This window comes from Pseudomonas sp. Q12-87, assembly GCF_001269755.1.
Taxonomy (GTDB): Bacteria; Pseudomonadota; Gammaproteobacteria; order Pseudomonadales; family Pseudomonadaceae; genus Aquipseudomonas; species Aquipseudomonas fluorescens_S.
Window position 1 is genome coordinate 123,917 of sequence record NZ_LHVI01000038.1, and the last position, 25,310, is coordinate 149,226.

At 60.4% G+C, this 25,310-nt stretch carries 22 protein-coding genes; 9 read left to right on the forward strand and 13 right to left on the reverse strand.

Annotated elements, in window-relative coordinates; translation table 11 throughout:
• Nucleotide 1: 1 nt before the first annotated feature.
• From AD663_RS27770 to AD663_RS27795, 6 genes are read left to right on the forward strand one after another with little or no spacing between them, the layout of a single operon-like run.
• Nucleotides 2-1,444, forward strand: coding sequence for a mannose-1-phosphate guanylyltransferase/mannose-6-phosphate isomerase (locus AD663_RS27770; RefSeq protein WP_053214896.1), 1,443 nt, complete (start codon nucleotides 2-4; stop codon nucleotides 1,442-1,444).
• Complete coding sequence (locus AD663_RS27775; RefSeq protein WP_003187156.1) at nucleotides 1,444-2,241, forward strand: ABC transporter permease; 798 nt, start codon at nucleotides 1,444-1,446, stop codon at nucleotides 2,239-2,241. Before AD663_RS27770 ends, AD663_RS27775 begins: the two co-directional genes overlap by 1 nt.
• On the forward strand, nucleotides 2,241-3,506 hold the full coding sequence (locus tag AD663_RS27780) for an ABC transporter ATP-binding protein (protein ID WP_003187157.1): 1,266 nt from the start codon (nucleotides 2,241-2,243) through the stop codon (nucleotides 3,504-3,506). Before AD663_RS27775 ends, AD663_RS27780 begins: the two co-directional genes overlap by 1 nt.
• On the forward strand, nucleotides 3,503-4,870 hold the full coding sequence (locus AD663_RS27785; RefSeq protein ID WP_053214897.1) for a glycosyltransferase family 1 protein: 1,368 nt from the start codon (nucleotides 3,503-3,505) through the stop codon (nucleotides 4,868-4,870). The genes AD663_RS27780 and AD663_RS27785 overlap by 4 nt, the downstream gene beginning before the upstream one ends.
• Nucleotides 4,861-5,991 carry a glycosyltransferase family 1 protein gene (locus tag AD663_RS27790; protein ID WP_053214898.1) on the forward strand — a complete coding sequence of 377 codons (1,131 nt, stop codon included), beginning with the start codon at nucleotides 4,861-4,863 and terminating at the stop codon, nucleotides 5,989-5,991. The genes AD663_RS27785 and AD663_RS27790 overlap by 10 nt, the downstream gene beginning before the upstream one ends.
• Entirely contained in the window at nucleotides 5,992-7,122 is a 1,131-nt protein-coding gene (locus AD663_RS27795; RefSeq protein WP_053214899.1) for a glycosyltransferase family 4 protein, read from the forward strand. It abuts the gene before it with no gap.
• A 78-nt stretch (nucleotides 7,123-7,200) separates the two neighbouring features.
• Here the strand turns inward: AD663_RS27795 and AD663_RS27800 are convergent, their stop codons facing one another.
• Both AD663_RS27800 and AD663_RS27805 read right to left on the reverse strand, forming a co-directional pair.
• A complete protein-coding gene (locus AD663_RS27800) occupies nucleotides 7,201-7,827 on the reverse strand; it encodes a glutathione S-transferase family protein (protein ID WP_053214900.1) in 627 nt (208 codons plus the stop codon).
• A 125-nt stretch (nucleotides 7,828-7,952) separates the two neighbouring features.
• Nucleotides 7,953-8,855 carry a LysR family transcriptional regulator gene (locus tag AD663_RS27805; protein ID WP_003187164.1) on the reverse strand — a complete coding sequence of 301 codons (903 nt, stop codon included), beginning with the start codon at nucleotides 8,853-8,855 and terminating at the stop codon, nucleotides 7,953-7,955.
• 267 nt (nucleotides 8,856-9,122) lie between these two features.
• On the opposite strand from AD663_RS27805, the gene AD663_RS27810 reads away from it, so the two are divergent.
• Nucleotides 9,123-11,336, forward strand: coding sequence for an LTA synthase family protein (locus AD663_RS27810; protein ID WP_172680646.1), 2,214 nt, complete (start codon nucleotides 9,123-9,125; stop codon nucleotides 11,334-11,336).
• Between the two features lie 76 nt (nucleotides 11,337-11,412).
• Here the strand turns inward: AD663_RS27810 and nudK are convergent, their stop codons facing one another.
• From nudK to AD663_RS27830, 4 genes are all read right to left on the reverse strand, one after another.
• On the reverse strand, nucleotides 11,413-12,009 hold the full coding sequence (gene nudK / locus AD663_RS27815) for a GDP-mannose pyrophosphatase NudK (RefSeq protein WP_003187166.1): 597 nt from the start codon (nucleotides 12,007-12,009) through the stop codon (nucleotides 11,413-11,415).
• A gap of 130 nt (nucleotides 12,010-12,139) precedes the next feature.
• The gene (gene nadE / locus AD663_RS27820) at nucleotides 12,140-12,973 is read right to left on the reverse strand and encodes an ammonia-dependent NAD(+) synthetase (RefSeq protein WP_053214902.1); all 834 of its coding nucleotides are present in this window, start codon (nucleotides 12,971-12,973) and stop codon (nucleotides 12,140-12,142) included.
• Nucleotide 12,974: 1 nt separating this feature from the next.
• Nucleotides 12,975-14,204 carry a nicotinate phosphoribosyltransferase gene (gene pncB / locus AD663_RS27825; protein ID WP_053214903.1) on the reverse strand — a complete coding sequence of 410 codons (1,230 nt, stop codon included), beginning with the start codon at nucleotides 14,202-14,204 and terminating at the stop codon, nucleotides 12,975-12,977.
• Nucleotides 14,205-14,213: 9 nt separating this feature from the next.
• Nucleotides 14,214-14,861, reverse strand: a complete 648-nt coding sequence (locus AD663_RS27830; protein WP_053214904.1) for an isochorismatase family protein — start codon at nucleotides 14,859-14,861, stop codon at nucleotides 14,214-14,216.
• A 180-nt stretch (nucleotides 14,862-15,041) separates the two neighbouring features.
• On the opposite strand from AD663_RS27830, the gene AD663_RS27835 reads away from it, so the two are divergent.
• On the forward strand, nucleotides 15,042-15,587 hold the full coding sequence (locus AD663_RS27835) for an adenylyltransferase/cytidyltransferase family protein (RefSeq protein ID WP_003187172.1): 546 nt from the start codon (nucleotides 15,042-15,044) through the stop codon (nucleotides 15,585-15,587).
• A 1-nt stretch (nucleotide 15,588) separates the two neighbouring features.
• Entirely contained in the window at nucleotides 15,589-16,296 is a 708-nt protein-coding gene (locus AD663_RS27840; RefSeq protein ID WP_053214905.1) for an NUDIX hydrolase, read from the forward strand.
• Between the two features lie 110 nt (nucleotides 16,297-16,406).
• Here AD663_RS27840 and AD663_RS27845 read toward each other — a convergent pair whose 3' ends face one another.
• The 7 genes from AD663_RS27845 to glmU all read right to left on the reverse strand — a co-directional run bounded on the left by AD663_RS27845 (nucleotide 16,407) and on the right by glmU (nucleotide 25,213).
• Nucleotides 16,407-17,540, reverse strand: coding sequence for an alkene reductase (locus AD663_RS27845; protein ID WP_053214906.1), 1,134 nt, complete (start codon nucleotides 17,538-17,540; stop codon nucleotides 16,407-16,409).
• Between the two features lie 30 nt (nucleotides 17,541-17,570).
• Nucleotides 17,571-19,040, reverse strand: coding sequence for an NAD-dependent succinate-semialdehyde dehydrogenase (locus AD663_RS27850; RefSeq protein WP_003187175.1), 1,470 nt, complete (start codon nucleotides 19,038-19,040; stop codon nucleotides 17,571-17,573).
• A gap of 106 nt (nucleotides 19,041-19,146) precedes the next feature.
• Nucleotides 19,147-19,836, reverse strand: a complete 690-nt coding sequence (locus AD663_RS27855; RefSeq protein ID WP_053214907.1) for a type 1 glutamine amidotransferase domain-containing protein — start codon at nucleotides 19,834-19,836, stop codon at nucleotides 19,147-19,149.
• Nucleotides 19,837-20,201: 365 nt separating this feature from the next.
• The gene (locus AD663_RS27860; protein WP_003187178.1) at nucleotides 20,202-20,804 is read right to left on the reverse strand and encodes a TetR/AcrR family transcriptional regulator; all 603 of its coding nucleotides are present in this window, start codon (nucleotides 20,802-20,804) and stop codon (nucleotides 20,202-20,204) included.
• A gap of 179 nt (nucleotides 20,805-20,983) precedes the next feature.
• The gene (glmS, locus tag AD663_RS27865; protein WP_003187180.1) at nucleotides 20,984-22,816 is read right to left on the reverse strand and encodes a glutamine--fructose-6-phosphate transaminase (isomerizing); all 1,833 of its coding nucleotides are present in this window, start codon (nucleotides 22,814-22,816) and stop codon (nucleotides 20,984-20,986) included.
• A gap of 1 nt (nucleotide 22,817) precedes the next feature.
• On the reverse strand, nucleotides 22,818-23,597 hold the full coding sequence (locus tag AD663_RS27870) for a DeoR/GlpR family DNA-binding transcription regulator (RefSeq protein ID WP_172680647.1): 780 nt from the start codon (nucleotides 23,595-23,597) through the stop codon (nucleotides 22,818-22,820).
• A gap of 248 nt (nucleotides 23,598-23,845) precedes the next feature.
• On the reverse strand, nucleotides 23,846-25,213 hold the full coding sequence (glmU, locus tag AD663_RS27875) for a bifunctional UDP-N-acetylglucosamine diphosphorylase/glucosamine-1-phosphate N-acetyltransferase GlmU (RefSeq protein WP_003187184.1): 1,368 nt from the start codon (nucleotides 25,211-25,213) through the stop codon (nucleotides 23,846-23,848).
• Nucleotides 25,214-25,310 lie beyond the last annotated feature (97 nt).

Genomic DNA, 25,310 nt, shown 5'->3' on the forward strand with positions numbered 1-25,310 from the left:
CATGCTCATTCCCGTAATTCTCTCCGGCGGCGCCGGGACGAGATTGTGGCCGGTGTCCCGCGAGGGCCATCCCAAGCCATTCATGATCCTGCCCGACGGCCAGTCACTGCTGGGCAAGACCTATCGACGCGCCGCCGGGTTGTTCGACGGCCGGGGCGACATCGTCACTGTCACCAATCGCGAGTACTACTTCCAGAGCCGCGACCACTATCAAAGCGCTCATCTGGAGCGTTATCGCGGGCACTTCGTGCTGGAACCGACGGGGCGCAACACCGCGCCGGCCATCGCCGCCGCTACCTTGGCGGTGCAGGCCCTGCACGGTGACGACGCCATCCTGGTGGTCATGCCCGCCGACCACCTGATCCAGGACGAGGCGGCTTTCAAGGCCTCCGTGGGGCACGCGGTGGAGTTGGCAAAAAGCGGTCACCTGGTGACTTTCGGTGTGTTGCCCACGACACCGGAAACCGGCTTCGGCTACATCGAACGGGGCAAGCCCCTGGACACCAAGGGCGCGGCCAAGGTCGTGCGCTTCGTCGAAAAACCCGACCTGCCGACCGCAACCCAGTATCTGGAAAGCGGCCGCTTCCTGTGGAATTCGGGCATGTTCTGCTTTTCGGTCAAGACATTGCTGGCGGAGCTGCAAGCCCATGCGCCCGACTTGCTCGAACAGGCTCGTGCCTGCGTCGCGGCCAGCACGGCGGTGGAAACCTCAGGGTGCGTGCAACAGGAATTGTCGGCAACGCACTTCGCCGAAATGCCGGACATTTCCATCGATTACGCCCTCATGGAACGCTCCGCCAACGTGGTGGTGATTCCAGCCGCATTCGACTGGAGCGATATCGGCTCCTGGAGCGCCGTCGCCGGCCTGGTGCCCGCCGATGCTCAGAACAACCGCGCCACGGGCGAGACCTTGTTCATCGACAGCCAGAACAACTTCGTCCAGAGCGACGGACGATTGGTGGCCGCGCTGGGTGTGGAAAACCTGATCATCATCGACACCGCCGACGCCGTACTGGTGGCCCATGCCGACCGCGCCCAGGATGTGCGCCGCGTCGCCCGGCAACTCAAGGACAAGGAACACGAAGCCTATCGCCTGCACCGCACGGTCAGCCGCCCGTGGGGCAGCTACACCGTGCTCGAGGAAGGCCCGCGCTTCAAGATCAAGCGCATCGTGGTCAAGCCCGGCGCGTCGCTGTCCCTGCAAATGCACCATCACCGCAACGAACACTGGGTGGTGGTGGAGGGCATGGCCAAGGTCACCAACAACGGTTCGGGTTCGCACCTGGTGGCCAAGAACGAGTCGACCTTCATTCCCGCCGGCCACAAGCATCGCCTGGAAAACCCCGGTGTCATCGACCTGGTGATCATCGAGGTGCAGAGCGGCGAATACCTGGGCGAAGACGACATCGTTCGTTTCGAAGACCATTATGGCAGGGCCGTCTGATGTTGCTGACCTTGCAACGCACACTGTGGAGCTATCGCGGCTTCGTCCTGGGTAGCGTCAAGCGCGAGTTCCAGGCGCGGTATCGCAACTCGCTGTTCGGCGCGTTGTGGACGGTGCTCAATCCGCTGTCGATGATCCTGGTCTACACGGTGATTTTTTCCCACATCATGCGTGCCCGCCTGCCCGGGGTCGAAGACGGCATGGCCTACAGCGTCTACCTCTGCGCCGGGCTGCTGACTTGGGGCCTGTTCGCGGAGATCACCACCCGCAGCCAGGGCATGTTCCTGGAAAACGCCAACTTGCTGAAGAAGATCAGCTTCCCGCGGATCTGCCTGCCGGTCATTGTCTTGTTCAATGCCGGCATCAACTTCGCGATCATCCTCGGGCTGTTCCTCGGTTTCCTCCTCATCACCGGGCGCTGGCCGGGCATGGCCTTGCTGGCGTTGGTGCCGTTGCTGGTCTTGCAAGTGCTGTTCGCCGCCGGGCTGGGCATGTTGCTGGGGATTCTCAACGTGTTTTTCCGCGATGTCGGGCAACTGTTCGGTATCTGCCTGCAGTTCTGGTTCTGGCTCACGCCGATCGTCTATCCAATGACAATCCTGCCGCCGTCGATCCAGCAACTGCTCGCCTTCAATCCCATGACCGCGCTGATGCAGAGCTACCAGAACCTGTTTCTGTACAACCAGTGGCCGGTCTGGAGTTCGTTGGTACCGTTGCTGGTGGTCGGCCTGCTGTTATGCACCTTGGGCTTGCGCATGTTTCGCCGGCGCGGCGGTGAAATGGTGGATGAACTCTGATGGGACATTTGCGCGTCACTGGCCTGGGCAAGGCCTATAAGCAGTATCCGAACCGCTGGAGCCGGCTGTTCGAATGGTTGATTCCCTTTTCCCGGCCGCGCCATCAGTTGCACTGGATCCTGCAAGGCGTGGATTTCGAGATCCAGCCCGGCGAAGCGGTGGGCATCGTTGGGGTCAATGGCGCCGGCAAGAGCACCCTGCTCAAGATGATCACCGGCACCACCCAACCGACCTGCGGCCACATCCAATTGCAGGGGCGCGTCGCCGCGTTGCTGGAACTGGGGATGGGCTTTCATCCCGATTTCACTGGCCGGCAGAACGCCTTCATGGCCGGTCAACTACTGGGCATGCAGGTGGAGGAAATCGAAGCCCTGATGCCAGAGATTGAGGGGTTTGCCGAAATCGGCGACGCCATCGACCAACCGGTGCGCACCTACTCCAGCGGCATGCAGATGCGCCTGGCGTTCAGCGTCGCCACCGCCCGGCGTCCAGATATTCTGATCGTCGACGAGGCGCTGTCGGTGGGTGATGCCTACTTCCAGCACAAGAGCTTCGAGCGCATCCGCAGCTTTCGCAAGGCCGGCACCACGTTGCTGATCGTGTCCCACGACCGTTCGGCGATCCAGTCGATCTGCGACACCGCCATCCTGCTCGAACACGGGCGCATGGCCATGCGCGGCAAGCCGGAAGAAGTGATGGATTACTACAACGCCATGCTGGCCCAGCGCGAGGGACAGGTGGTGCGCCAGGAGATGCTCGCCAACGGCCAGGTACGCACCATTTCCGGCACCGGTGAGGCCGGCATCCTCGATGTGCAATTGCTCAACAGCCAGGACCAGCCGGTGGAAGTGGCCGAGATCGGCCAGCCGATGGTGTTGCAGGTACGCGTGGAAATCCGCCAGGACATCGAGCGTCTGGTGCTGGGTTTCCTGATCAAGGATCGCCTCGGCCAGCCCATGTACGGCATCAATACTCATCGCCAGGACAAAGCCGTGACCGACCTCAAGGCCGGCGAACAGATCACCTTCCGCTTCAGCTTCGACATGCGCCTGGGCAAGGGCAACTACTCCGTAGCCCTGAGCCTGTCACGGCTGGATTCGCACCTGGACCGCAACTTCGAATGGCGCGACTACGGGCTGGTGTTTCACGTCATCAACAATCGCCAGGAAGACTTCGTCGGCTGTTCCTGGCTCCAGGCGCGGACCAGTATCCAGCGCTCGAGCCAGACTGCCGTCCAAGCGTTGCCGCAAAAGGAGCTGCCATGACCCGTCTACTGGTGGAGTGCACTTACGTATTTGAACATCCGGAAATCAATTCCGGCATCCAGCGCGTCGTGCGCAATGTGATTCGCGAATTGCCCGCCAAGGACGGTGAGCAAGAATGCATCCCCGTGGTCATGCTGGAAGGAAAGTTATACGAGGCCAAGAGCCTGGCACCGCTGTCGACCGATAAACTGGACCTGGTCAGCCTGCGGATCCGCTGGGAACAGATGGCCAACCTGTTCTGGTTCTGGCACCGGACACTGGCACGGCAGTGGCCCTTCGGCCGATCATCGTGGGCCCGCCGAATCCTGTATGTCGGCTGCCGCCTGTTCGCCCTGGGCTGCTTGAGCATTCCGATACGCTTGCTCGACCGCGCGCTCAAGGGCAAAGAACTACCGAAACGTTGCGTACCGCTGAAACATCGGGCAGGCGATCAACTGGTCTTGCTCGATTCATCCTGGCATTCGGATATCTTCCCCCTGGCCGAACAGCTCAAGCGTGATGGCGTCGGGATCATCTCGGTGGTCTACGACCTGATTCCCCTGTCCCATCCGCAATTTTGCGACGCGGGTCTGGTCAAGGTGTTCAACCATTGGTTCGACTGGATTGCCCGTACCGCCGACGGCTACATCGCCATCTCCGCCACCATCCGCGACCAGCTTCGCCAGGAAATGGTCCGACGCATTGGCGAGGAGCAGGTGCAGGAACGCTGGTTCGACTATTTTCATCTGGGCAGCGAGCTGGACCAGATTAATCCCGCCCACGCCGTCGATACGCAATTGCTGCGACTGTTCAAGCGCCCCGAGCCGGTATTCCTGATGGTCAGCACCATCGAGCCGCGCAAGAACCATGCTTATCTGCTCGATGCGTTCGAGCGGGCCTGGACCGCCGGTTCACAGGCGCGCCTATGCATCGTCGGGAAGATCGGCTGGAAATGTGAGGCGTTGATCGAACGTATCGAGCGTCATCCACAACTCAACAGCCGTCTGTTCATGTTCAATCGCCTCTCGGACCACAGCCTGGAACACGCCTATCGGCACTCCACCGCGCTGGTCTTCCCGTCTTATGTGGAAGGCTTCGGCCTGCCGCTGGTGGAAGCCATGCAGCGCGGCTTGCCGGCAATGGGCAGCGACATTGAAGTGTTTCGGGAAATCGGCGGTGAGTTCATGGCCTACTTCGACCTCGAGGATCCTCAAAGCCTGGCGAACCTGGTCACCGAGATGGAACGCACCGGGGTCTTCCCGGCCAGTCGCAACCTGGATCAATGGCAATGGCTGAGCTGGCGCCAAGCCAGTGCGCAATTGGTCGAGCGAATCGAGCGACGCGTCGAAGCGGTGATTGTCGACAGGGAAACAGCATGCGGATAGCCCTCAACGCGCGCATCCTCCAGGCGCCACGCACCGGCATTGGCCAATACGTGTCGGAATTGGCCACCGCCCTGGCCCGCGAACCGGATGTGCAGTTATCGCTGTTTCACGGCTGGGGCTGGAACTCGCAGCTGCCACAAGCACCCGCGCCTGGCTATTCAAGGTTCAGCCCCTTGCTGCGGCGAGTTCCGGGGGCCTATCAGGCTCGCCGCTGGCTGGAACAGAAGCGCTTCGATCAAGGCCCTTCAAAAGCCATCGACCTGTATCACGAACCCAGCCTGTGGCCGCTGGCTTTTGACGGCCCGACGGTGATGACCCTGCATGACCTCACCCATGTGCGGTATCCCGAGACGCAACCGCCGGCACGCCTGAAAGAAATCGAGCGACGGCTGGCCCGGGCGGTGGAACAGGCGCAGCTGATCATGACTGTTTCTCAGTTCATCGCCGATGAAGCCCAACAGTATTTCGGCCTCCCAGCCGAGCGCCTGTGCGTCGCTCCATTGGGCGTGGCCGCACGTTTCCATCCACGCGAACCCGAGGCCATCGACGGGGTACTCAAGGCCCATGGCCTGGAGGCGGGTCGTTATTTCCTCTGTGTGGGTACCCTGGAACCGCGCAAGAACCTGTCACTGGCCCTGCGCGCCCATGCCGGACTCCCAGAATCAGTGCGTCAGACCTTTCCTTTATTCATTGTAGGAATGAGCGGATGGCAACAGGCACAGCTCAATGATGAGTTGAAACGCGCCCTGGCTGGAGGGCATGTTTGTCTGGCGGGTTACCTGCCTGACGAACAGGTCGCCCAATTACTGGCGGGGGCACGGGCACTGGTTTTCCCTTCGCACTACGAAGGCTTTGGCCTGCCGGTCCTCGAAGCCATGGCCAGCGGCACGCCGGTTATCACCACGCGTTGCTCGGCCATGCCCGAGGTGGCGGGGCCGGCCGGCAATTATTGCGACCCGCAGGATCCCGAGGGCTTGCGCGAGGCGATGCTCCGCTTGATCGAAGATCACCCGCATTGGCAAGCCTGCCGGGAAGCAGGATTGCAGCAAGCGGCGCTTTTTTCCTGGGAACGCTGTGGGAAAGTCACTGCCCAAGCGTATCGCCAGGTTCTGGGAGGTTGAATGCGAGTCCTGCACTTTTACAAAACCTATCTGCCTGAGTCCATGGGCGGCATCGAGCAGGTGATTTTCCAGCTGTGCGACAGCACTGACCGGATGAGTATCGATAACACTGTGCTTGCTTTGAGCGGGAATCCGTCCCCCACCCCTCTCCAGATTCGACAGCATGTCGTTCATCAATCCCGAATGGACTTCCAGCTCGCCTCCACCGGTTTTTCCTACAGCGTTTTCAAGAAGTTCCGCGAGCTCGCCGCTGAAGCAGACGTGATCAACTACCACTTCCCGTGGCCGTTCATGGATGTGGTGCATTTTTGCAGTGCCGTGAAAAAACCCTACGTAGTCACTTACCATTCGGACATCGTTCGCCAGCGGCACCTGCTGACGCTGTATCGGCCCCTGATGCGGCGCTTTCTCGACGGCGCCGATCGCATCGTGGCGGCGTCGCCGAACTACGTGCACACCAGCGACGTGCTCAAGCAATACCCCGATAAAACGCGGATCATCACCTACGGGCTGAACAAAAGCAGTTATCCACAGCCGGACGCCGAGCGCATGGCCGGATGGAAGGCCAGGCTCGGTGAGCGCTTCTTTCTGTTCGTCGGAGTGATGCGCTACTACAAGGGCCTGCACATTCTGCTCGACGCCCTCAAAGGCGTGGATTATCCCGTGGTCATCATGGGGGCCGGTCCCCTGGAAAAACAACTGCATGCCCAGGCAGCGGCATTGGGTCTGCGCCATGTGCATTTCCTTGGGCGCCTGGGGGACGAGGACAAAGTCGCCTTGCTGGAACTGAGCTACGCCATCGTGTTTCCGTCGCACCTGCGTTCCGAGGCCTTCGGTATCTCATTGCTCGAAGGGGCGATGTTCGGCAAACCGATGATCTCCAGCGAAATCGGCACCGGTACCAGCTACATCAATATCCACGATGAAACCGGCCTGGTGGTGCCTCCCAGCAATCCCGAAGCGTTCCGGGAGGCGATGCGTACCCTATGGGAAAACCCCACGCTGGCGCAGGCCATGGGCGTCAGGGCCGAAGCCCGTTACCGGCAGTTGTTCACCGCCGAGGAGATGGGTCGCAAGTGGGTGCAGCTGTATGAAGAGTTGCTGGAGGAAAAGGCGCTTTCCTACGCCTAGCAGCCTCTCATCCAACGAAATGCCCGCTGTGGCCAGGGCGCTTGCTCACTGGCCACAGCGGGCATTCAGCCTTGATTGTCAGGCATGTGTTTGCAAACCGATCACTGTACGCGGCATGCCCACAAACCCAGGCAAGGCTTCGATACGCGCCAGCCAGGCTCGCACATTCCCGTAGTCCTGCAATGACACATTGCCTTCCGGTGCGTGGGCGATGTAGCTGTAGCCGGCCACATCGGCAATCGTCGGCGCATCGCCGGCCAGATAGGCGCTGCCGCTCAACTCTTGGTCGATGACTTTCAGCACGTTATGGGAACGCGCGATCACGTCTTCAGCGTTATAAGGCGCACCAAACACCGTGATCAGCCGTGCCGTGGCCGGCCCCGCATGAATCGGCCCCGCGGCAGCCGACAACCAACGCTGCACCCGGGCCGCGCCGATCGGATCGGTCGGCAACCAGCGGCCCTTGCCGTATTTTTGCGCCAGGTACACCAGGATGGCGTTGGAGTCCGCCAGCACCACGCCATCATCGTCGATGATCGGTACTTGGCCAAAGGAGTTGAGCGCCAGGAAATCCGCCTGTTTGTGCGCCCCCTTGGCCAAGTCGACGAAGACTTCCTCGACGGGCAATTCGAGCAACGAAAGCATCAGCTGGACGCGGTGGGAATGGCCGGAAAGCGGGAAGTGATAGTGCTTGATGGGGTTCATGGTCGACTCCGGGGGAAGTGACGCCATCAGCACAACGGCGTCGATGGGGTCATCTTCCTCCCCAAGCCAAAACAAGAGAATCACCCGCAAACGCAATCCATTATTTCGTCTTTTGAAACAATACCTCAGCCGCTCAAGGCCGGATGTTCGCGCAACGCGTTAACGGTGAAATCGACAAAACTGCGAACCCGCGCCGGTGCATTGCGCCCGCCCTGATACACCACATGGATCGGCAGCGGCGGCAATTCGAAGTCAGCCAGGACGATTTCCAGCTCACCGGCCGCCACATTGCTCGCCACTTGATAGGACAACACCCGGGTCATACCCAACCCTTGGCAGGCAGCGGTGATCGCGGCCTGGTTGGCCGTCACCACCAGGCGCGGCACAGGCCGGACGGCCAGCGGTTGGCCTGCATCGATGAAGGTCCAGCTTTTGATCTGGCCAATGGCCGATGACGCCACCACCGGCATTCGCTCCAGATCCTCTGGATGTCGAGGCCGGCCGTGGCGGTCGAAGAATGCCGGGGAGCCACAAACGACCCTGCGCACCTCACCCACACGCACGGCGTGCAGATTGCTGTCCGGCAACTCGCCGATGCGCACGGCCACATCGATGCCCTCCTCGACCATGCTGACCGTACGATCCAGCAGCAAGGCATTAATACAGACCTCGGGATACCGGTGCAGATAATCGACCAGCAGCGGGGTGACGAACAACTGGCCGAACAATACCGGCGCAGTCACCGTCAGTTGTCCTCGGGGTTGGACATGGCTGCCGGCCGCCGAGTCCTCGGCTTCCTGCAGCTCACCCAGGATCCGCCGACAGTCCTCGAGAAAGCGCTGGCCCGCTTCGCTCAAGTAGACGCTACGGGTGGTGCGCACCAGCAGGGGCGTACCGATGCGTTGCTCCAACCCTGCCACCGCACGCGTGACGCTAGCCGCCGACAGCCCCAGGCGCCGCGCCGCTGCCGAAAATCCGGCGTCCTGGGCCACCGCGACAAACACCTGCATTTCCTGGAACCTGTCCATCCATCCCCCGATGAGAAATCCTGATACAAGTTTTTCGCGGCGTCTCAACGCAGCGCAGGGCCGCCATTGTAGAGGCCTGGGCCAGTGAACCACAGCGTAGCGCAGCCGGACACCGGGACATTGATCCGGCCACGGAAGGTGCCCCTTGGTACCATCGCGTTTCATGACCATTTTATGACCTGGAAAATAACCCTGTGGGAGCAAGCTCGCTCCCACAAGGTCCGCCTGCTGTTTTATGGATTGGCTTCAACTGAAAGGCCTGTTGCTGTGAAAGTTCTTTACCGCCGTTTAACTCATCCTCTCGCCTCACCGATCATGCTGGTCGGGTGCGTATTACTCGTCCCGATGATCCTGCGCCTGGCCCTGGGTTGGTCCGACCCGCTGGGCTATCTCTCGGACCTGGGCATTGGCGGCTTGCTGATCGTGTTGCTTCATCGCCGTCCCTGGTGGCTGGCGCTTCCGGTATTGCTCGCCTGGAGCGTGTTGACCCTGGCCAGCATCGAGCTGGTCAGCGCCGTCGGACGGATGCCCACCCCCTCGGACATTCACTACCTGATCGACCCGCAATTCGTCGAAAGCTCCACCAGCGGCGGCTTCGCGCATCCTTGGCTGGCTGTGTTGCAATTGGCCGCGCTGGCGTTATGGCTGATGACCCGCTGGGCCAGCCGACCCAGCTTGACGCCGCGTTTGCCGCGCCACGCCTGGGCGTTGCCGGTCATGCTCTGGCTGGCCCACGGTGCGTTGCAATCCTGGCGTCCTACCGAAGCAGACCAATGGAATGTCTTCAACCTGCCCCATCAACTCGTTACGGCGGGCATTGTCGCGGGGCAGGAACGGGCCGAGCAGTGGTTCGAAGGCGATACGGTCGATCCGCTCCCGCCCATGGAAGGTCTTACCAGGCTGGACCTCGATGGCGCGAAACTGCTGGCCGAACCGGGGGGCGCGCGCAACGTCTTGGTCATTGCTCTGGAAGGCATTCCCGGGGCCTACCTGAGCACCAATCGCCAAGCCCTGAACCCCCGCTATCAGGAAAACCTGATGCCGCGCCTCAGCGCCTGGGCCGAACGCGGCATGAACACGCCCGATTACGTCTTGCACAGCCACCAGACCATCCGTGGCTTATACGCAATGTTGTGTGGCGACTACGACAAACTCAACGACGGCACGCCCAAAGGCGTCGAGATGCTGAACCAGAGCCAGCGCAACCAGGACTGCCTGCCCGCCCAATTGCGCCAGAACGGTTTTTCCACCCATTTCCTGCAGGGCGCGGGGCTACGTTTCATGGCCAAGGACCGGATCATGCCGCATATCGGCTTCGACACGACCCTGGGCATGGACTGGTTCACCCAACCGGCGTACTTGGAATTTCCCTGGGGCAAGGACGACAAGACCTTCTTCGAAGGCGCGCTGGATTACGTCGGGCAGCTTCAGCAAGCGGACAAGCCATGGATGCTCACCCTGCTGACCGTGGGCACCCACCAGCCCTACTCCGCGCCGGACGACTACCTGCAACGCTACGAGTCCGCCAAGCAGGCCGCCGTGGGTTACCTCGACGACGCCCTGGACAGTTTCCTGACGGGCCTGGAACGCCAGGGCATCCTGGAAAATACCTTGGTGGTCATCACCTCGGACGAATCCCACGGCATCGACGATGTGCGCCTGGCATCGTCCTGGGGGTTCAACCTGACGCTGGCACCGGAGCCATTGCCCACGATCAAATCGGGGACCTACGGCCATGTCGACTTGACCGCCTCGATCCTTGATTACTTCAGTTATGCGGTGCCCACGTCGCTGTCCGGCCGCTCGCTGTTCCGGGACTACGCAACCGGCCGGGAAATCATGTCGTTCACCAACGGCAAGCTGCGCCACCACGATGGCAAGGGAACGTTTACCGAGTGTGATTTCCAGCAGCGTTGCCGTTATTACACCAGCGAAGGCTTCATTGCCGAACGCGCCCTCTATCGCGGGCAATACAGCGGCCAGCGCGCCCGGCTGATCAGCGCCCGGGCCACGGCGCTGGACCAGACCCTGCTGAGAACGCCGCTGAACCAGCATTATCAGTTTGGCAGCGCCGACAAAATCCCATTGCCGGCCACGGTCACCAACGACTGGACCGATAACCTCATCGGCGCCCAGTACCTGGAAATGCCCAAAGGCTCACAGACCCGCGTCAGCCTGACCATTCGCGCGGTGGAGGCAGACCACGCGGCCTACATTTCGCTCAAGGCCAAGGAGTTCGAGCGGGATGTGCCGATAGATTTACCCACAGACGTGGCGGTGACACACGAGCAACCACTGGTGATGGACATCCGTTTCGACAACCCGCTTCCGCGCAAGGCATTTTCTTTCCATTTGCTCGGCCATGGGGCCGGCGCCATCGAGATCAGCGATTTCAGCGTCGTGACCGAATTGCCGGACCAGACCGACCAACCGCAATACCTGGACGACATGCAGGACGACAGCGAGGCCCAATCCAGCTGAACAAAAAACCCGCAGCCCTGGAGCAAGGCTGCGCGTTTTTTGGGCTCATCCGACTTGATCATATAAAAGCGTCGGGCTAATCCAGCAATCGATGCAGCTTGGCGTACTGCAACAACATGATGGTCTTGCCATCACAAATCTCGCCGGTTTCGATCATGCCCAGGGCCTGATCCAATGGCATCTCCAGCACCTCGATTTCTTCACCCTCCGCTTCCAACCCGCCGCCTTCGTGCTGCTTGTCTTCATCGAAGTACTCGCCGACGAAAAAATGCACTCGCTCCGTCACGGAGCCCGGGCTCATGAAGGCCTCGAACACCTTGCGCACGTCCTGGATGATATAGCCGGTTTCTTCCTGGGTTTCCTTGCGGATGCAAGTGTGCGGATCGTCGTTGTCCAGCAGGCCGGCGCAGGTTTCGATCAACAGGTCATTATGCCCGTTGACGAAGGCTGGGAAGCGGAATTGCCGGGTCAACACCACGGTCTGCTTGGCCTTGCTGTACAGCAGGATGGTCGCGCCGTTGCCACGGTCATAGGTTTCACGCGTCAGTTCGCGCCACTGGCCGTTGCGGCCCAGATAGTCATAGGTGGTCTTGCGCAGCACGTACCAATTGTCCGAGAGGACTTCGACTTGTTTGATGCGCACGCGATCCCTGATGCCGGTTGCCTGTGTCATTCACCCACTCCATTTAGGGACTAGAGGTCCCGTTTGAAAGCCTGTTCAGCCATCGCCGATGCTCACAAAACGTTCAAGATGGCCTAACTTCTGTTCCAGTTCGACTGAAAACTGTCGCAACCATTCCCGCTCACAACGATGAGGGGACACGTGGCAGTGCGCGTTTATGAGCCGTCCGCAGGTAGGCGCGTTCGATGATCTGTCGTACCTGGGGCGACACCTCTTCGCCCATCAGGTATGCATCGATTTCCTCGTAGCTGCATCCATGCGCCATTTCATCCAACTTACCAGGTGCCAAGTCTTCCAAATCAGCGGTCGGCGCCTTGCGCACCAGGTGCGGGGGCGCACCCATCGCATCAGCCAGCCACCGCACCTGGGTCTTTGTCAGCCCGGACAGTGGCGCCAGGTCGCAAGCGCCGTCGCCGAATTTGGTGAAGAAACCCATCACCGCTTCTGCACCATGATCGGTGCCGACCACCAACCCATTGCTCAGATTGGCGATGGCGTATTGCGCCAGCATCCGCGCCCGGGCCTTGACGTTGCCTTTGGCAAAGTCGATGAGTTCGGCCGAAGGCTGCAACCCGTCGATGGCGATATGGCTCATCAACCCGTCGACACAAGCGGCGATGTTACTGGTAGTCGTCGAGTCCGGCCGGATGAAGTCCAGGGAGTCCTGGGCGTCTTGCTCATCGGCTTGGGCCTTGTAGGGCAGTCGGACTGCGATAAAGCGCGCCTCATGACCTTCGTCCCGCAACTGCTGCACCGCCAACTGGCACAGGCGCCCGGCGGTGAGGGAATCGACGCCGCCACTGATACCGAGTACCAGGGACTGGCAACCCGACTCACGCACCATCTGCTTGATAAACTCGACGCGGCGGGCAATTTCAGTGGCTTCGCCGCCCTGTTTGAATTGACGGTCGATGCCCAGTTCCCGGGCAATGCTTTCTTGCTGAAGCGAAGTCATATCAGGCTCCCAGTTGTGGATTGACAAGGGTGACGTTGAACACTTGCGCGGCATAACGCAGGAATGAGGCATCCTCGCAGACGTTCTTGATCGGGTCGTCGGAGAACTTCACCACCGGCTCGCCGTGGACCCGCACCAGTTTCATGACGATGCTCAGCGGCTCGACGCCGTCGACATCGCAGGCCAGGCTGGTGCCCATGCCAAAACCGAATCTGGCCTTGCCACGAACGTGGCGCAGGATCGGCAGGCATTTTTCGAAATTGAGGCCATCGGAGAACATCAGGTCCTTGGTGCGCGGGTCGATACCCAGCTGCGCATAGCGCCCCAGTACCTTGTCGGCCCAGACGATAGGGTCACCGGAATCCTGGCGCAGGCCGTCATAGAGCTTGGCGAAGTAGAGGTCGAAGTCCTTGAGGAAAAAATCGGTGCTGATGCAGTCCGTCAGCGCGATACCGAGCCGACCGCGATATTCGTGCACCCAGTTTTCCAACGCCGCGTTCTGGCTCTCGCGCAACCGCCCGAGTTGCTGGTGCACCATCAGCCACTGGTGGGCCATCGTGCCAATCAGCGGAAGATCGAACTCATAAGCCAAGTGAGCGTTGCTGGTGCCGACAAACACCCCAGGGAAATCGCTGCGCATGACATTGACCACTTCACGCTGGGCCCTGAACGACAGGCGCCGACGGGTGGAGAAGTCCGAAACACGAAACTCGGCGAGTTCTTCACGGCTGGCATTTTTCTCCAGCCATTCGAACTTCTGGTAGAGCTTGCGGGTGACGTCGGCCAACTCGACTTCGGGATATTTCTCGCGGTTGCGCAGTTCGCTGACCATCGCCAATACCGGTTGCTCGAACATGATGCAGTGCAGCATCGGGCCACGGACGCGGATGTGCAGTTGGCCGTCGACTTCGGCAACGTGTATGTAGCGCAGGTTGAAGCGGAACAAGCCGAGAAACTGTTCGAAGTCCGGGGTCAGGTACTCTCGGAAACGCTTGTTGAACAGAAACCGTTGCTCGCCTTCACGCAGCTGCAAGCCGGCGAGTTTCTCCAATTCGACACGAATGTCCGGGATCAGGTGGCCGAGCCGCTCCTTGGAACGCACGATGAATTGATATTCCACCTCTACGTTTGGGTGCTGGTGCAACACCGCCTGCATCATGGTGAAGGTGTAGTAGTCGGTATCCAGAAGACTCTGGATGGTGGCGCTGCTTGTATCGAATGCACTGTCCATGGCTCTTCCTTATGCGTTTGCCAGACGGATCGTTTCTTCGCGAGTCGCGGCCACCGAGACCCCTGCTTGCTGCAAGCCTTCAATGGCTTGAACGGCCCCCTCCTCGCTGATTGCGCGACAGGCCGGGAGGTGAACGATCACCTTGAAGCCGGCGGCGGCCAGTTGCAGGGCGGTGGTCTTGACGCAGAAATCCAGCGCCAGCCCGCCGACAATCACCTGTTCCACCTTCAGGCCTTTCAAATACTCGATCACCCCGGTGGACAGCTTGCCGTGCAGGTCGTGGTAGCAAGCGCCGTAGGGGTGCAGATCGGGCTCGACGCCCTTCCAGACGAAATAGTCGTAGTCGTATGGGGTCGGCAGTTCGTCCAGCAGGGTGAAACCCTCGGTACCGGGAACACAGTGGCTGACCCAAGTGATATCGGCGTGCTCGAGCCCGGTTGGCACGAACATCTGCGAATGATCGGCGACCACCCAAGGTGCCAGTGGCGAATGGGCGTCCTTGCTGCCGATGCGAATACTGGCCAGGGATGCGATGAAATTCAGCTCACTGCCGATCTGGTGACCACCTGGTACGGGAAGCTCATCAGGGCAAAGCGGTGTGAAGCTCTTTTGCGCATCGACATCGAAGGAAGCCGTTTTTCGGGTCAGGCTGTTCATGCTGGTTTTCTCCTGTTGACGATCGAAAGAGTACACAACGTGTACTTTCATAACAAGCGCCAAACAGAAATATTTTACAGCCTCCATTTTTCTGGATATTCGAGCGGACATAAGATCTCGCTGTCCAAAATCTAGACTTCACTGATAGAGTACACGTGGTGTACCTATCGGAGATAAGCCATGTTCGAGATAGCCCTTTATGGCGGCGCTTTCAACCCGCCGCATGCCGGTCACGCCCAAGTGATGATCGAAGCCTCGTGCCAAGCCAGACGTGTGCTGGTCGCCCCCAGCTTCAGGCACCCCTACGCAAAGCGAATGATCGATTATGAGGTTCGCCTGAACTGGCTCGAATCGATCGCCCGGAAGGTCCAGCCACTGTGCCGTGCGCAAGTACGCGCAAGCCGGGTGGAGCAGGTCGTGGCGCGGGATGTAGAAGGCCCGATCTACAGCTACACCCTGCTCACCCACCTCGCCGACAGCCTGGCCCTGGACGGCAAGCAGATAGCGTTGGTGGTCGGCCAGGATGTCGCGCAACTGCTGCCGACCTTCTATCGCGGCGAAGCATTGCTGGAGCGCTTTTCCATCGTTTGCGTGGAAGAAACGATCCACGTGCGCAGCACCGTGGTTCGCGAGCGACTGGCCTTGGGCGAGCCGCTTCCCACCCACTGGATGGCACCCGGTATGAACCCGTTAAACTATGACCTTTACGCAACCCACGGAAATTGACATGCCGAACCGCACAGCCCCCGCGCGCGACTACCTGCACACCATCGACCTGTGTGTGCTGCGCTTCTGCCGGGAAGCCCAGGCGCTTGAAATCCTGCTGAACCGACGCGAAACCGAGCCGTTCGCCGGCCATTGGGCGCTGCCGGGAATCGTGGTCAATGGGGGGGTTGAAGACCTGACGCTGAACGACGCCGTAGAACGGCTGCGTAGCTCGAGCAAAGTGGGCATGCCGCTGGCCTGGATCGAACAAGTCGGCACCGTCGGCGACGCGTTCCGCGACCCGCGCTGCTGGTCGTCGTCGACGTTCTACCTGGCGATCGTGAGCGATGCGGTGCAGCTCGCCGAGCACCAGGGATTTTTCCCGCTCAAGGACGTCGCCGACGCCTCGATCAAACTCCCTTTCGATCACAACAACCTGGTGGCCACCGTACAGGAGCGCTTGTTCTCCAAAGCCCTCTACAGCAGCCTACCGCTGATGTTCCTCGGCCCTGAGTTCAGCGCGCCGCAAGCGGTGAGCGTTTTCTCCGTGGTGCTTGATCGCCCGGTGCTCAAGACCAGCATGCGCCAGCGTCTGCTGAAGATGACCGAAGCAGGCTATTTACAGGAAACTGGCCGCAAGAAAAGCGGCGACGGCGGCCGTCCACAACGCACGGTGGAAAACCTCAAGCCCGGCAGCGTCTATCTTTTCGATCGTTGTTTTCTGGATTAACGCGCGGACAAGCGCTAGACCACTTCGGCGCAGATGCCGGTGCTGCCGCCTGTGGTCAGCAATACTTTTGCTTCAATACCTTGGCGTATGGCAGCACCTTTTTCTTTACGTCAAATTTCAGAGCAAGCATACAGCGGGTAGTCCGTGAAGCCTCGCTCACCGCCGCCATACAGGTTAGCGGCGTCCAGGGCATTGAGTGGCCAGCCCTTCTCGATGCGCTGGGGCAGGTCGGGGTTGGCGATAAACGGCCGGCCGAACGCAATCAGGTCGGCCAGGCCCGCATCCACTAGACGCGCGCCACGCTCGGCGGTGTACAGGCCTGCATACAGGATGCGGCCGCTGAAGGTGCTTCTGACCTCCCGGCGAAACGCGTCAGGCAGGTCTGGGGCATTCGGCCAGTCGGCTTCGGCAATCGACAGGTAAGCGATACCTGCTTGTTCCAGCACTTTGATCGCCTCGATATAGGTCTGATGCGGATCATCCTCGACGAAGCCGATATACACCCGATCTTCATCGGTACTGGTGAACAGCGGCGTGAAGCGTACCCCGACGCGGTCAGGTCCAACCACGGCGCTGACGGCTTGCACTACTTCGCGCAGGAAACGCAGGCGGTCATGCAGCGAACCGCCGTATTCATCGGTGCGCTGGTTGGCGTGGGTGGAAATGAACTGGTTGACCAAATAACCATTGGCCGAGTGAATCTCAACGCCGTCGAAACCGGCGCTGAGCGCATTGCGTGCCGCCTGGGCGTAGAGCTCGACCAGCGCCTTGATTTCCGTCACGGTGAGCTCCCGTGGCAGGGACGGTTCGACCAGGGTGCCGATACCCGGGGCCGTTTCAATGAAGGCTTTGGCCTTCCGGGCCTGGATCGCCGACGGCGCGACGGGTGCGGCATTGTCCGGTTGCAGGCCGGTGTGTGAGACCCGGCCGACGTGCCAAAGCTGGGCGAAAATCACGCCGCCTTCTGCATGTACCGCGTCGGTGACGGTGCGCCAGCCGTCGATCTGCGCCTGGCTGTAGATCCCTGGCGTCCAGGCATAACCCTTGCCGCGCGGTTCGATCTGGGTGCCTTCGCTGATGATCAAACCGGCGCTGGCGCGTTGCTGGTAATAAGTGGCCATCAGGGCCGTTGGCACGTCGCCGGGCTGGCCGCTGCGCTGACGCGTCAGGGGCGGCATGACGATGCGGTTTTTCAGTGTTAGCGGCCCGAGGGTAGTCGGTTCAAACAGGGAGCTGTGTTGCATGATTCGATTCCTTTTTTGCATCAGTCGGGCTTACAGACCGCCTAGGCTGAGGTACTTGAGGTTCAGGTATTCATCCAGGCCGTGGCTTGAGCCTTCACGACCAATGCCGCTGTCCTTGACCCCGCCAAACGGGGCTTCCACGGTGGTGATCACCCCGGCGTTGATGCCGACCATGCCGCTCTGCAGGGCACGGGATACGCGGAAAGTGCGCGCCAGGTCACGGGTGTAGAAGTACGCAGCGAGGCCGAATTCCGAGGCGTTGGCGGCGTCGATAGCCTCTTGCTCGGTACTGAAGCGCAACAGCGCGGCTACCGGGCCGAAGGTTTCTTCGTGGGCGATGAGCATGTCGGCGGTGGCGTCGGCGATCACGGTCGGCTCGAAGAAGGTCGCGCCTAGCGCATGGCGTTTGCCGCCGAGTAATACGCGTCCACCTTTGGCTTGGGCATCTTGAACGTGGGCTTGGACTTTGCTGACGGCGGCCTGGTTGATCAGCGGGCCTTGTTCGACGCCGTCCTCGAAGCCGTTACCGACCTTCATCTGGCGCACGCGGTCGGTCAGGCGGCGGGCGAATTCGTCGTAGATGCCGTCCTGCACGTAGAAGCGGTTGGTGCATACGCAGGTCTGGCCGCTGTTGCGGAATTTTCCGGCGACGGCGTTTTCCACGGCCAGGTCCATGTCGGCATCGTCGAAAATAATCGTCGGTGCGTTGCCGCCCAATTCCATGGAGAGTTTTTTCATGGTGTCGGCGGATTGTTTGTAGAGCAGCTTGCCCACACGGGTCGAACCGGTGAAGGTTATTTTGCGCACCAGAGCGTTGGAGGAGAACTCTCCACCGACGACGGCGCCGTCACCGGTCACGACATTGACCACACCGGCGGGAATCCCGGCTAGCTGGGCCAGTACGCCATAAAGCAGGCCGGAAAATGGTGTGAACTCGGATGGCTTGATGACGATGGTGCAACCGGCGGCAAGCGCCGGGGCAATTTTGCGCGATAGCATGGAAAATGGGAAATTCCACGGTGAAATCGCGCCTACTACACCGACGGGTTCACGGGTAACCAGGATCTGGCGGTCTTTCCAGGGCGACGGAATGATCTCCCCATTGATGCGCCGTGCTTCTTCGGCAAACCACTGGATGTAATCGGCGCCGAGTTTCATTTCGTTGCGTGCTTCGGCCAGCGGCTTACCTTGTTCAAGGGTGAGCATGCTGGCGAGAATGTCGATGTTGTCGCGCACGATCTGCGCCATGCGGCCGAGAAAGCCTGCACGTTCTGCGGCGGTGGTCATCGACCAGGCGCTGAAGGCATCTTGTGCGGCATCGATGGCGCGGCGCGTTTCAGGGGCCCCCACCCATGGGATCTGGCCAATCTGGGCTTCGGTGGCCGGGTCAATGACGCTATAGACGTTGGCGTCATCCGCCGCCACCCATTGTCCACCGATGTAGTTGGCTTCCTTCAGCCAGCCAGCGGCTTTGATTTGCTCCACGTTGAACGTTGTCATGGTGTCTCCAGAGGTTGAGTGGCCTGCACCGAAGCCCCGGCGGGGCCTGCGGATGGGAATAGGGAATAGCGACGGGAGATGTTCGAGTCTCCCGTCAGCGGCGAGCTCAAGCGTTGGATTGGTTCAGTTTGGCGATCAGGAGTTGGGCGGCTTCGGTGGACGAACCCGGGTTCTGGCCGGTGATCAGCAAGCCGTCGCTGACGACGTAGGAGGACCAGTCAGCGCCCTTGGAGTACATGCCACCGTTGGCGATCAGCATGTCTTCAACCAGGAAGGGCACGACGTTGGTCAGGCCTACGGCTTCTTCCTCGGTATTGGTGAAACCGGCGACTTTTTTGCCTGCAACCAGTGGCGTACCGTCTGGATTTTTCACGTGGCGCAGCACGCCGGGAGCGTGGCACACCAGGCCAGCAGGCTTGCCGGCGGCCAGGAATGCCTCGATCAGTCGGATCGACTTCGGATCTTCAGCCAGGTCCCACAGTGGGCCGTGGCCGCCTGGGTAGAACACTGCGTCGAAATCATTCTGGGAGACGCTGTCCAGTCGCACGGTGTTGGCGAGCTGGGCGGTGGCCGCGGCATCGTTCTCGAAGCGGCGGGTCAGGTCAGTCTGGAACGATGGCTCATTGCTCTTCGGGTCCAGCGGTGGCTGGCCGCCTTTGGGCGAGGCCAGGACGATTTCGGCGTTGGCCGCGAGAAAGGTGTAGTAGGGGGCCGCCAGTTCTTCCAGCCAGAAACCGGTCTTGCGGCCAGTGTTGCCCAGGGTGTCGTGGGAGGTCAGCACCATAAGAATTTTCATGTTAAGCATCCTGTTTTCAGTTTGGGGTCGTGGGGTCGCAATAAATGAAGCAATTTAATTAGACTGGTCGTCTACAAACCGGGCAGCAAAAAGAGCGATGGGGAGATAAAGGCCAGCTTGGTACGGGTGCTCATCGCTGTAACCTTTGCCGGGGTGAGTGAATGTGCGACTACAGTATCTACGATTAGACCAGTCGTCTAGTAACTTTTTAAAGTTTTTTAACGCGGCGCTTCTCAGGGGTTTTTCCAAGCGAGGAAAGGCTGCGAAAAAAGCGGCGGATTTATGTTCGAGGAGGATTGCGGGGGTGCTAAAGCAACGTGAGCGGTGCAGCGCCGCGATAGGCGATACACCACTCACGCCATGAATCAGGATAGGTTGAGAATCTGGCGGGTCGTGGCCATCGCCGTCTCGAAGGGCTGAACACTTTTGGTAATTTTCACCATGACGCTGGCGCCAAGCCACAATTGATAAAGGCTTTGCGCAACATTGTGAGGCGTACCGGTGACCGCCAAGGAACCTTCAGCCACACCGATTTCAATCCCGTTCGCAAGGCGATCGATAATCCCGGATGTACCGCGCTTGAGCACGGCACGCATGGTTTCCGAAAGATCGGCAACTTCCACGCCCAACTTCACGGCAAGGCACTTGCCCTGGCAATCCTGGAAGGACTGGGTGTCCTGCCAGATCTGGAAGTAGTTCTGCAGCCGCTGCGCCATTGTCTGGTTGGGCTGGGCGAGCGTCTGGTCGATGTCGTCGAGGTACGCCTCGAAATAGTTTTCGAGCAGGGCTTCGCCAAACGCGTCTTTGGAGCCGAAGTAGTGATAGAAGGAACCCTTCGGCACACCGGCAGTGGCCAGGATCTCGTTCAAGCCCACGGCGGTATACCCTTTGGCAGCCATGATTCGCTGGCCTACATCAAGGATTCCCTGGCGGACGTCGGATGTTTCGCGGGTCTTTGGAGTGTTCATGGGAGGATGGTAGTCGTTTGTAGTTGATCGGTCTACTAGGCGCCCTGATTCTCCACACACACCATGCGGCTGGGTTTAACAGCCGAGGGATCGATCGATCCCTGGCCGTTTCCAACAGTATTTAATTTTCCAGCGACACGTCTAAATCCAAAGCCAGGGCTTGGATCAGGCGGTGCGACTCACTCCACCGTCACAGACTTCGCCAAGTTACGCGGCTGGTCGACATCGGTGCCCTTGAGCACGGCAACGTAGTACGACAGCAATTGCAGCGGGATGGTGTAGAGAATCGGCGACAGGATGTCGTGGATGTGCGGCATGTGCACCACGTGGGTGCCTTCGCCATTGGTCATGCCGGCTTTCTCGTCAGCGAACACAATCAACTGGCCGCCACGGGCGCGCACTTCCTGCAGGTTGGACTTGAGCTTTTCCAGCAGCTCGTTGTTCGGCGCCACGGTGACCACCGGCATGTCGTTGTCCACCAGGGCCAACGGGCCGTGCTTGAGTTCACCGGCCGGGTAGGCCTCGGCGTGTATGTAGGAGATTTCCTTGAGCTTCAAGGCCCCTTCCATCGCCACCGGGAATTGCGCGCCACGGCCAAGGAACAGGGTGTGGTTCTTCTCGGCGAACAGCTCGGCGATTTTCTCCACGGTGCCGTCCATCGCCAAGGCCTCGCCGAGGCGGGCCGGCAGGCGGCGCAGTTCTTCGACCAGCTTGGCCTCGACGCCCTCGCCCAGCGTGCCGCGTACCTGGCCCAGGGACAATGTCAACAACAGCAGGCCCACCAACTGCGTGGTGAACGCCTTGGTCGACGCCACGCCGATTTCACGGCCGGCTTGGGTCAGCAGGGTCAGGTCGGACTCGCGCACCAGCGAGCTGATCCCCACGTTGCAGATCGCCAGGCTGGCGAGGAAGCCCAGCTCCTTGGCGTTGCGCAGGGCAGCCAGGGTGTCGGCGGTTTCGCCGGACTGGGAGATCGTGACGAACAAGGTGTCTGGTTGCACCACCACCTTGCGATAGCGGAACTCGCTGGCCACTTCGACCTGGCACGGAATGCCCGCCAGCTCTTCCAGCCAATAACGGGCGACCATGCCGGCGTGATAACTGGTGCCGCAAGCCACGATCTGCACGTTACGGACCTTGGCGAACAGTTCGGCCGCTTGTGGACCGAACGCCTGGACCAGCACCTGACTTTGGCTCAGGCGGCCTTCCAGGGTACGTTGCACCACGGCCGGTTGTTCGTGGATTTCCTTGAGCATGAAGTGACGGAATTCGCCTTTGTCGGCCGCTTCGGCACCGTCGCGGTACTGAACGGTCTCGCGTTCCACAGCTTTTCCATCGATGTCCCAGATCTGCACGCTGTCACGGCGAATCTCAGCGATGTCGCCTTCTTCCAGGTACATGAAGCGGTCCGTGACCTGACGCAGCGCCAACTGATCGGACGCCAGGAAGTTCTCCCCCAGGCCCAGGCCAATGACCAACGGGCTGCCGCTACGGGCCGCCACCAAGCGATCGGGCTGTTTCGCACTGATGACCGCCAGGCCATAGGCACCGTGCAGTTCCTTGACCGTTGCCTTGAGGGCGACGGTCAGGTCCACCAAGTCCTTGAGCTTGTGATTGAGCAGATGGGCGATGACCTCAGTGTCAGTGTCCGAAGTGAACACATAACCGAGCGCCTTGAGTTGTTCACGCAGGGCTTCGTGGTTTTCGATGATGCCGTTGTGCACCACGGCCAGGTCGCCGGAGAAATGCGGGTGGGCGTTACGCTCGCATGGGGCGCCATGGGTGGCCCAGCGGGTGTGGGCAACGCCGAGGCGACCCACCAGCGGTTCGGCGTCGAGCGCCTGTTCAAGCTCGCTGACCTTGCCCGGGCGACGCATGCGCTCAAGCTTCTCGTCGTTGGTGAACACCGCCACACCGGCGCTGTCGTAGCCGCGATATTCCAGGCGCTTGAGGCCTTCGAGCAAGATTGCTGTGATGTTGCGTTCAGCAACGGCGCCGACAATTCCACACATGCTATTTCTCCTGGCTGACAGGCGCGCAGATCACGGTGATGCCGCGGGCCTGAATCTGATCGCGAGCCTCTACGGGCAGGCGATCATCGGTAATAAGGGTATGGACGCTGCTCCACGGCAGCTCCAGGTTGGGAATCTTGCGGCCGATCTTGTCGGCCTCCACCATCACGATCACTTCGCGGGCCACTTCGGCCATGACACGGCTCAAGCCCAGCAATTCGTTGAAGGTGGTGGTACCTCGAACCAGATCGATGCCGTCGGCACCGATGAACAACTGGTCGAAATCGTAGGAACGCAGGACCTGCTCAGCCACCTGCCCCTGGAAGGACTCGGAATGAGGGTCCCAAGTGCCTCCGGTCATCAACAGCACCGGTTCGTGCTCCAGCTCGCTCAAGGCATTGGCTACATGCAGGGAGTTGGTCATCACCACCAGGCCCGGCTGCTGGCCGAGCTGAGGAATCATGGCCGCCGTGGTGCTGCCGCTGTCGATGATGATGCGCGCATGTTCGCGGATCCGCTGCACAGCGGCCCCGGCAATGGCTTGTTTGTACTTGGAAACGGTTTGCCCGTTATCGGCCACCAACTCCTGCGGCATGGGAACCGCGCCACCGTAACGGCGCAGCAGCAGACCATTGGTTTCCAGGGCGGCGAGGTCCTTGCGAATCGTAACTTCCGAGGTTTCGAAGCGTTTGGCCAGCTCATCCACACTGACTTCGCCCTGCTCTTGGAGCAGCGCTAGGATGTTGTGGCGGCGTTGTGGCGTGTTGCGCTTCGACATGATGGCTTAAGTTTCGATTCGAAAGATAACGTAAGCAATCAAAACCTATTGTGGAGAAGTCGTCAAGGCGCAAGGAGAAAAATTCAGAAAGGAGATTCCCTAGGGATTTAGGCTGGGCACAGAACTCAAGTACACCTAGAACCCCTGTGGGAGCGGGCTTGCCGCGAAAGCGGCGGCACATTCAGCATCAATGTAGCTGAACCACCGCATTCGCGAGCAAGCCCGCTCCCACAGGACAGCTGTGGATAACTTTAAGGCTTCTTGATCTTCACAGGCCGCTTCCAGCCGTCGATGTTGCGTTGACGGGCGCGGGCCACGGCGAGTTGCGACTTATCCACATCCTGATTAATAGTCGAACCTGCCGCCGTGTTTGAGCCATCACCGATGGTCACGGGCGCAACCAGCGAGTTATTGGAACCGATGAACACGTCTTCACCAATGGTCGTCTGGTACTTGTTGGCCCCATCGTAGTTACAAGTGATGGTTCCGGCACCAATGTTGGTGCGGGCGCCGATTTCAGCGTCGCCCAGGTAAGTCAGGTGGCCGGCCTTGGCACCTTCGCCCATATGAGCATTCTTCAGCTCGACGAAGTTACCCACATGGGCCCGAGCCTCCAGCACAGTGCCGGGACGCAGGCGCGCGAATGGGCCGGCATCGCTGCCCTCGCCCATGATCGCGCCTTCGAGGTGACTGTTGGCCTTGATCACCACGCCTTTGCGCAAGGTGCAGTCCTTGATCACGCAGTTCGGGCCGATGGCCACATCGTCTTCAATGACTACCTTGCCTTCAAGGATGACATTGATGTCGATGACCACGTCGCGCCCCACGCTGACCTCACCGCGTACGTCGAAACGGGCCGGATCGCGCAAAGTCACGCCCTGCGCCATCAGGCGGCGAGCGGCCCGCAGTTGATAGTGGCGCTCCAACTCGGCCAGTTGCCGACGGTCATTGGCGCCCTGCACTTCCATGGCGTCCAGCGGTTGCTCGGTGGCGACGACCAGGCCGTCGCTGACAGCCATGGCGATAACGTCGGTCAGGTAATACTCGCCCTGTGCGTTGTTGTTGGACAAGCGACTCATCCAGGCGCCCAGGTGTTCAGCCGGTACCGCCAGAATCCCGGTGTTGCCCTCAGTGATAGCGCGCTGCGCTTCGTTGGCGTCCTTCTGCTCGACAATCGCTGTTACCTGACCATCGGCGTTACGCACGATGCGGCCATAACCGGTGGGGTCGTCCAGCTCGACCGTCAACAGACCCAGCTGTTGCGGCGCAACATGCTTGAGCAGGCGCTGCAAGGTCTCGACTTCAATCAGCGGCACATCACCATAGAGAATCAATACGGTATCCGCCGTAATGAACGGCACGGCTTGGGCCACGGCATGACCGGTGCCCAGTTGTTTGTCCTGCAGGACGAAATTCAAGTCGTCTGCCGCCAAGCGCTCACGAACCGCATCGGCGCCGTGGCCGATTACCACATGGATGCGCTGTGGATCAAGTTGCCGGGCGCTGTGGATAACATGGCCGAGCATGGAATTGCCGGCTACCGGGTGCAAGACCTTGGGTAACGCCGAACGCATGCGGGTGCCTTGACCGGCCGCGAGGATAACGATTTCAAGAGACATGACTGCTACCAATCCTGGGTGGTCAGCGGCTGCGACCAGATGAAGGGTGTCGGGAAAAGAAAAAAGGGTAGCCGAGGCTACCCTTTTTAATCAATCG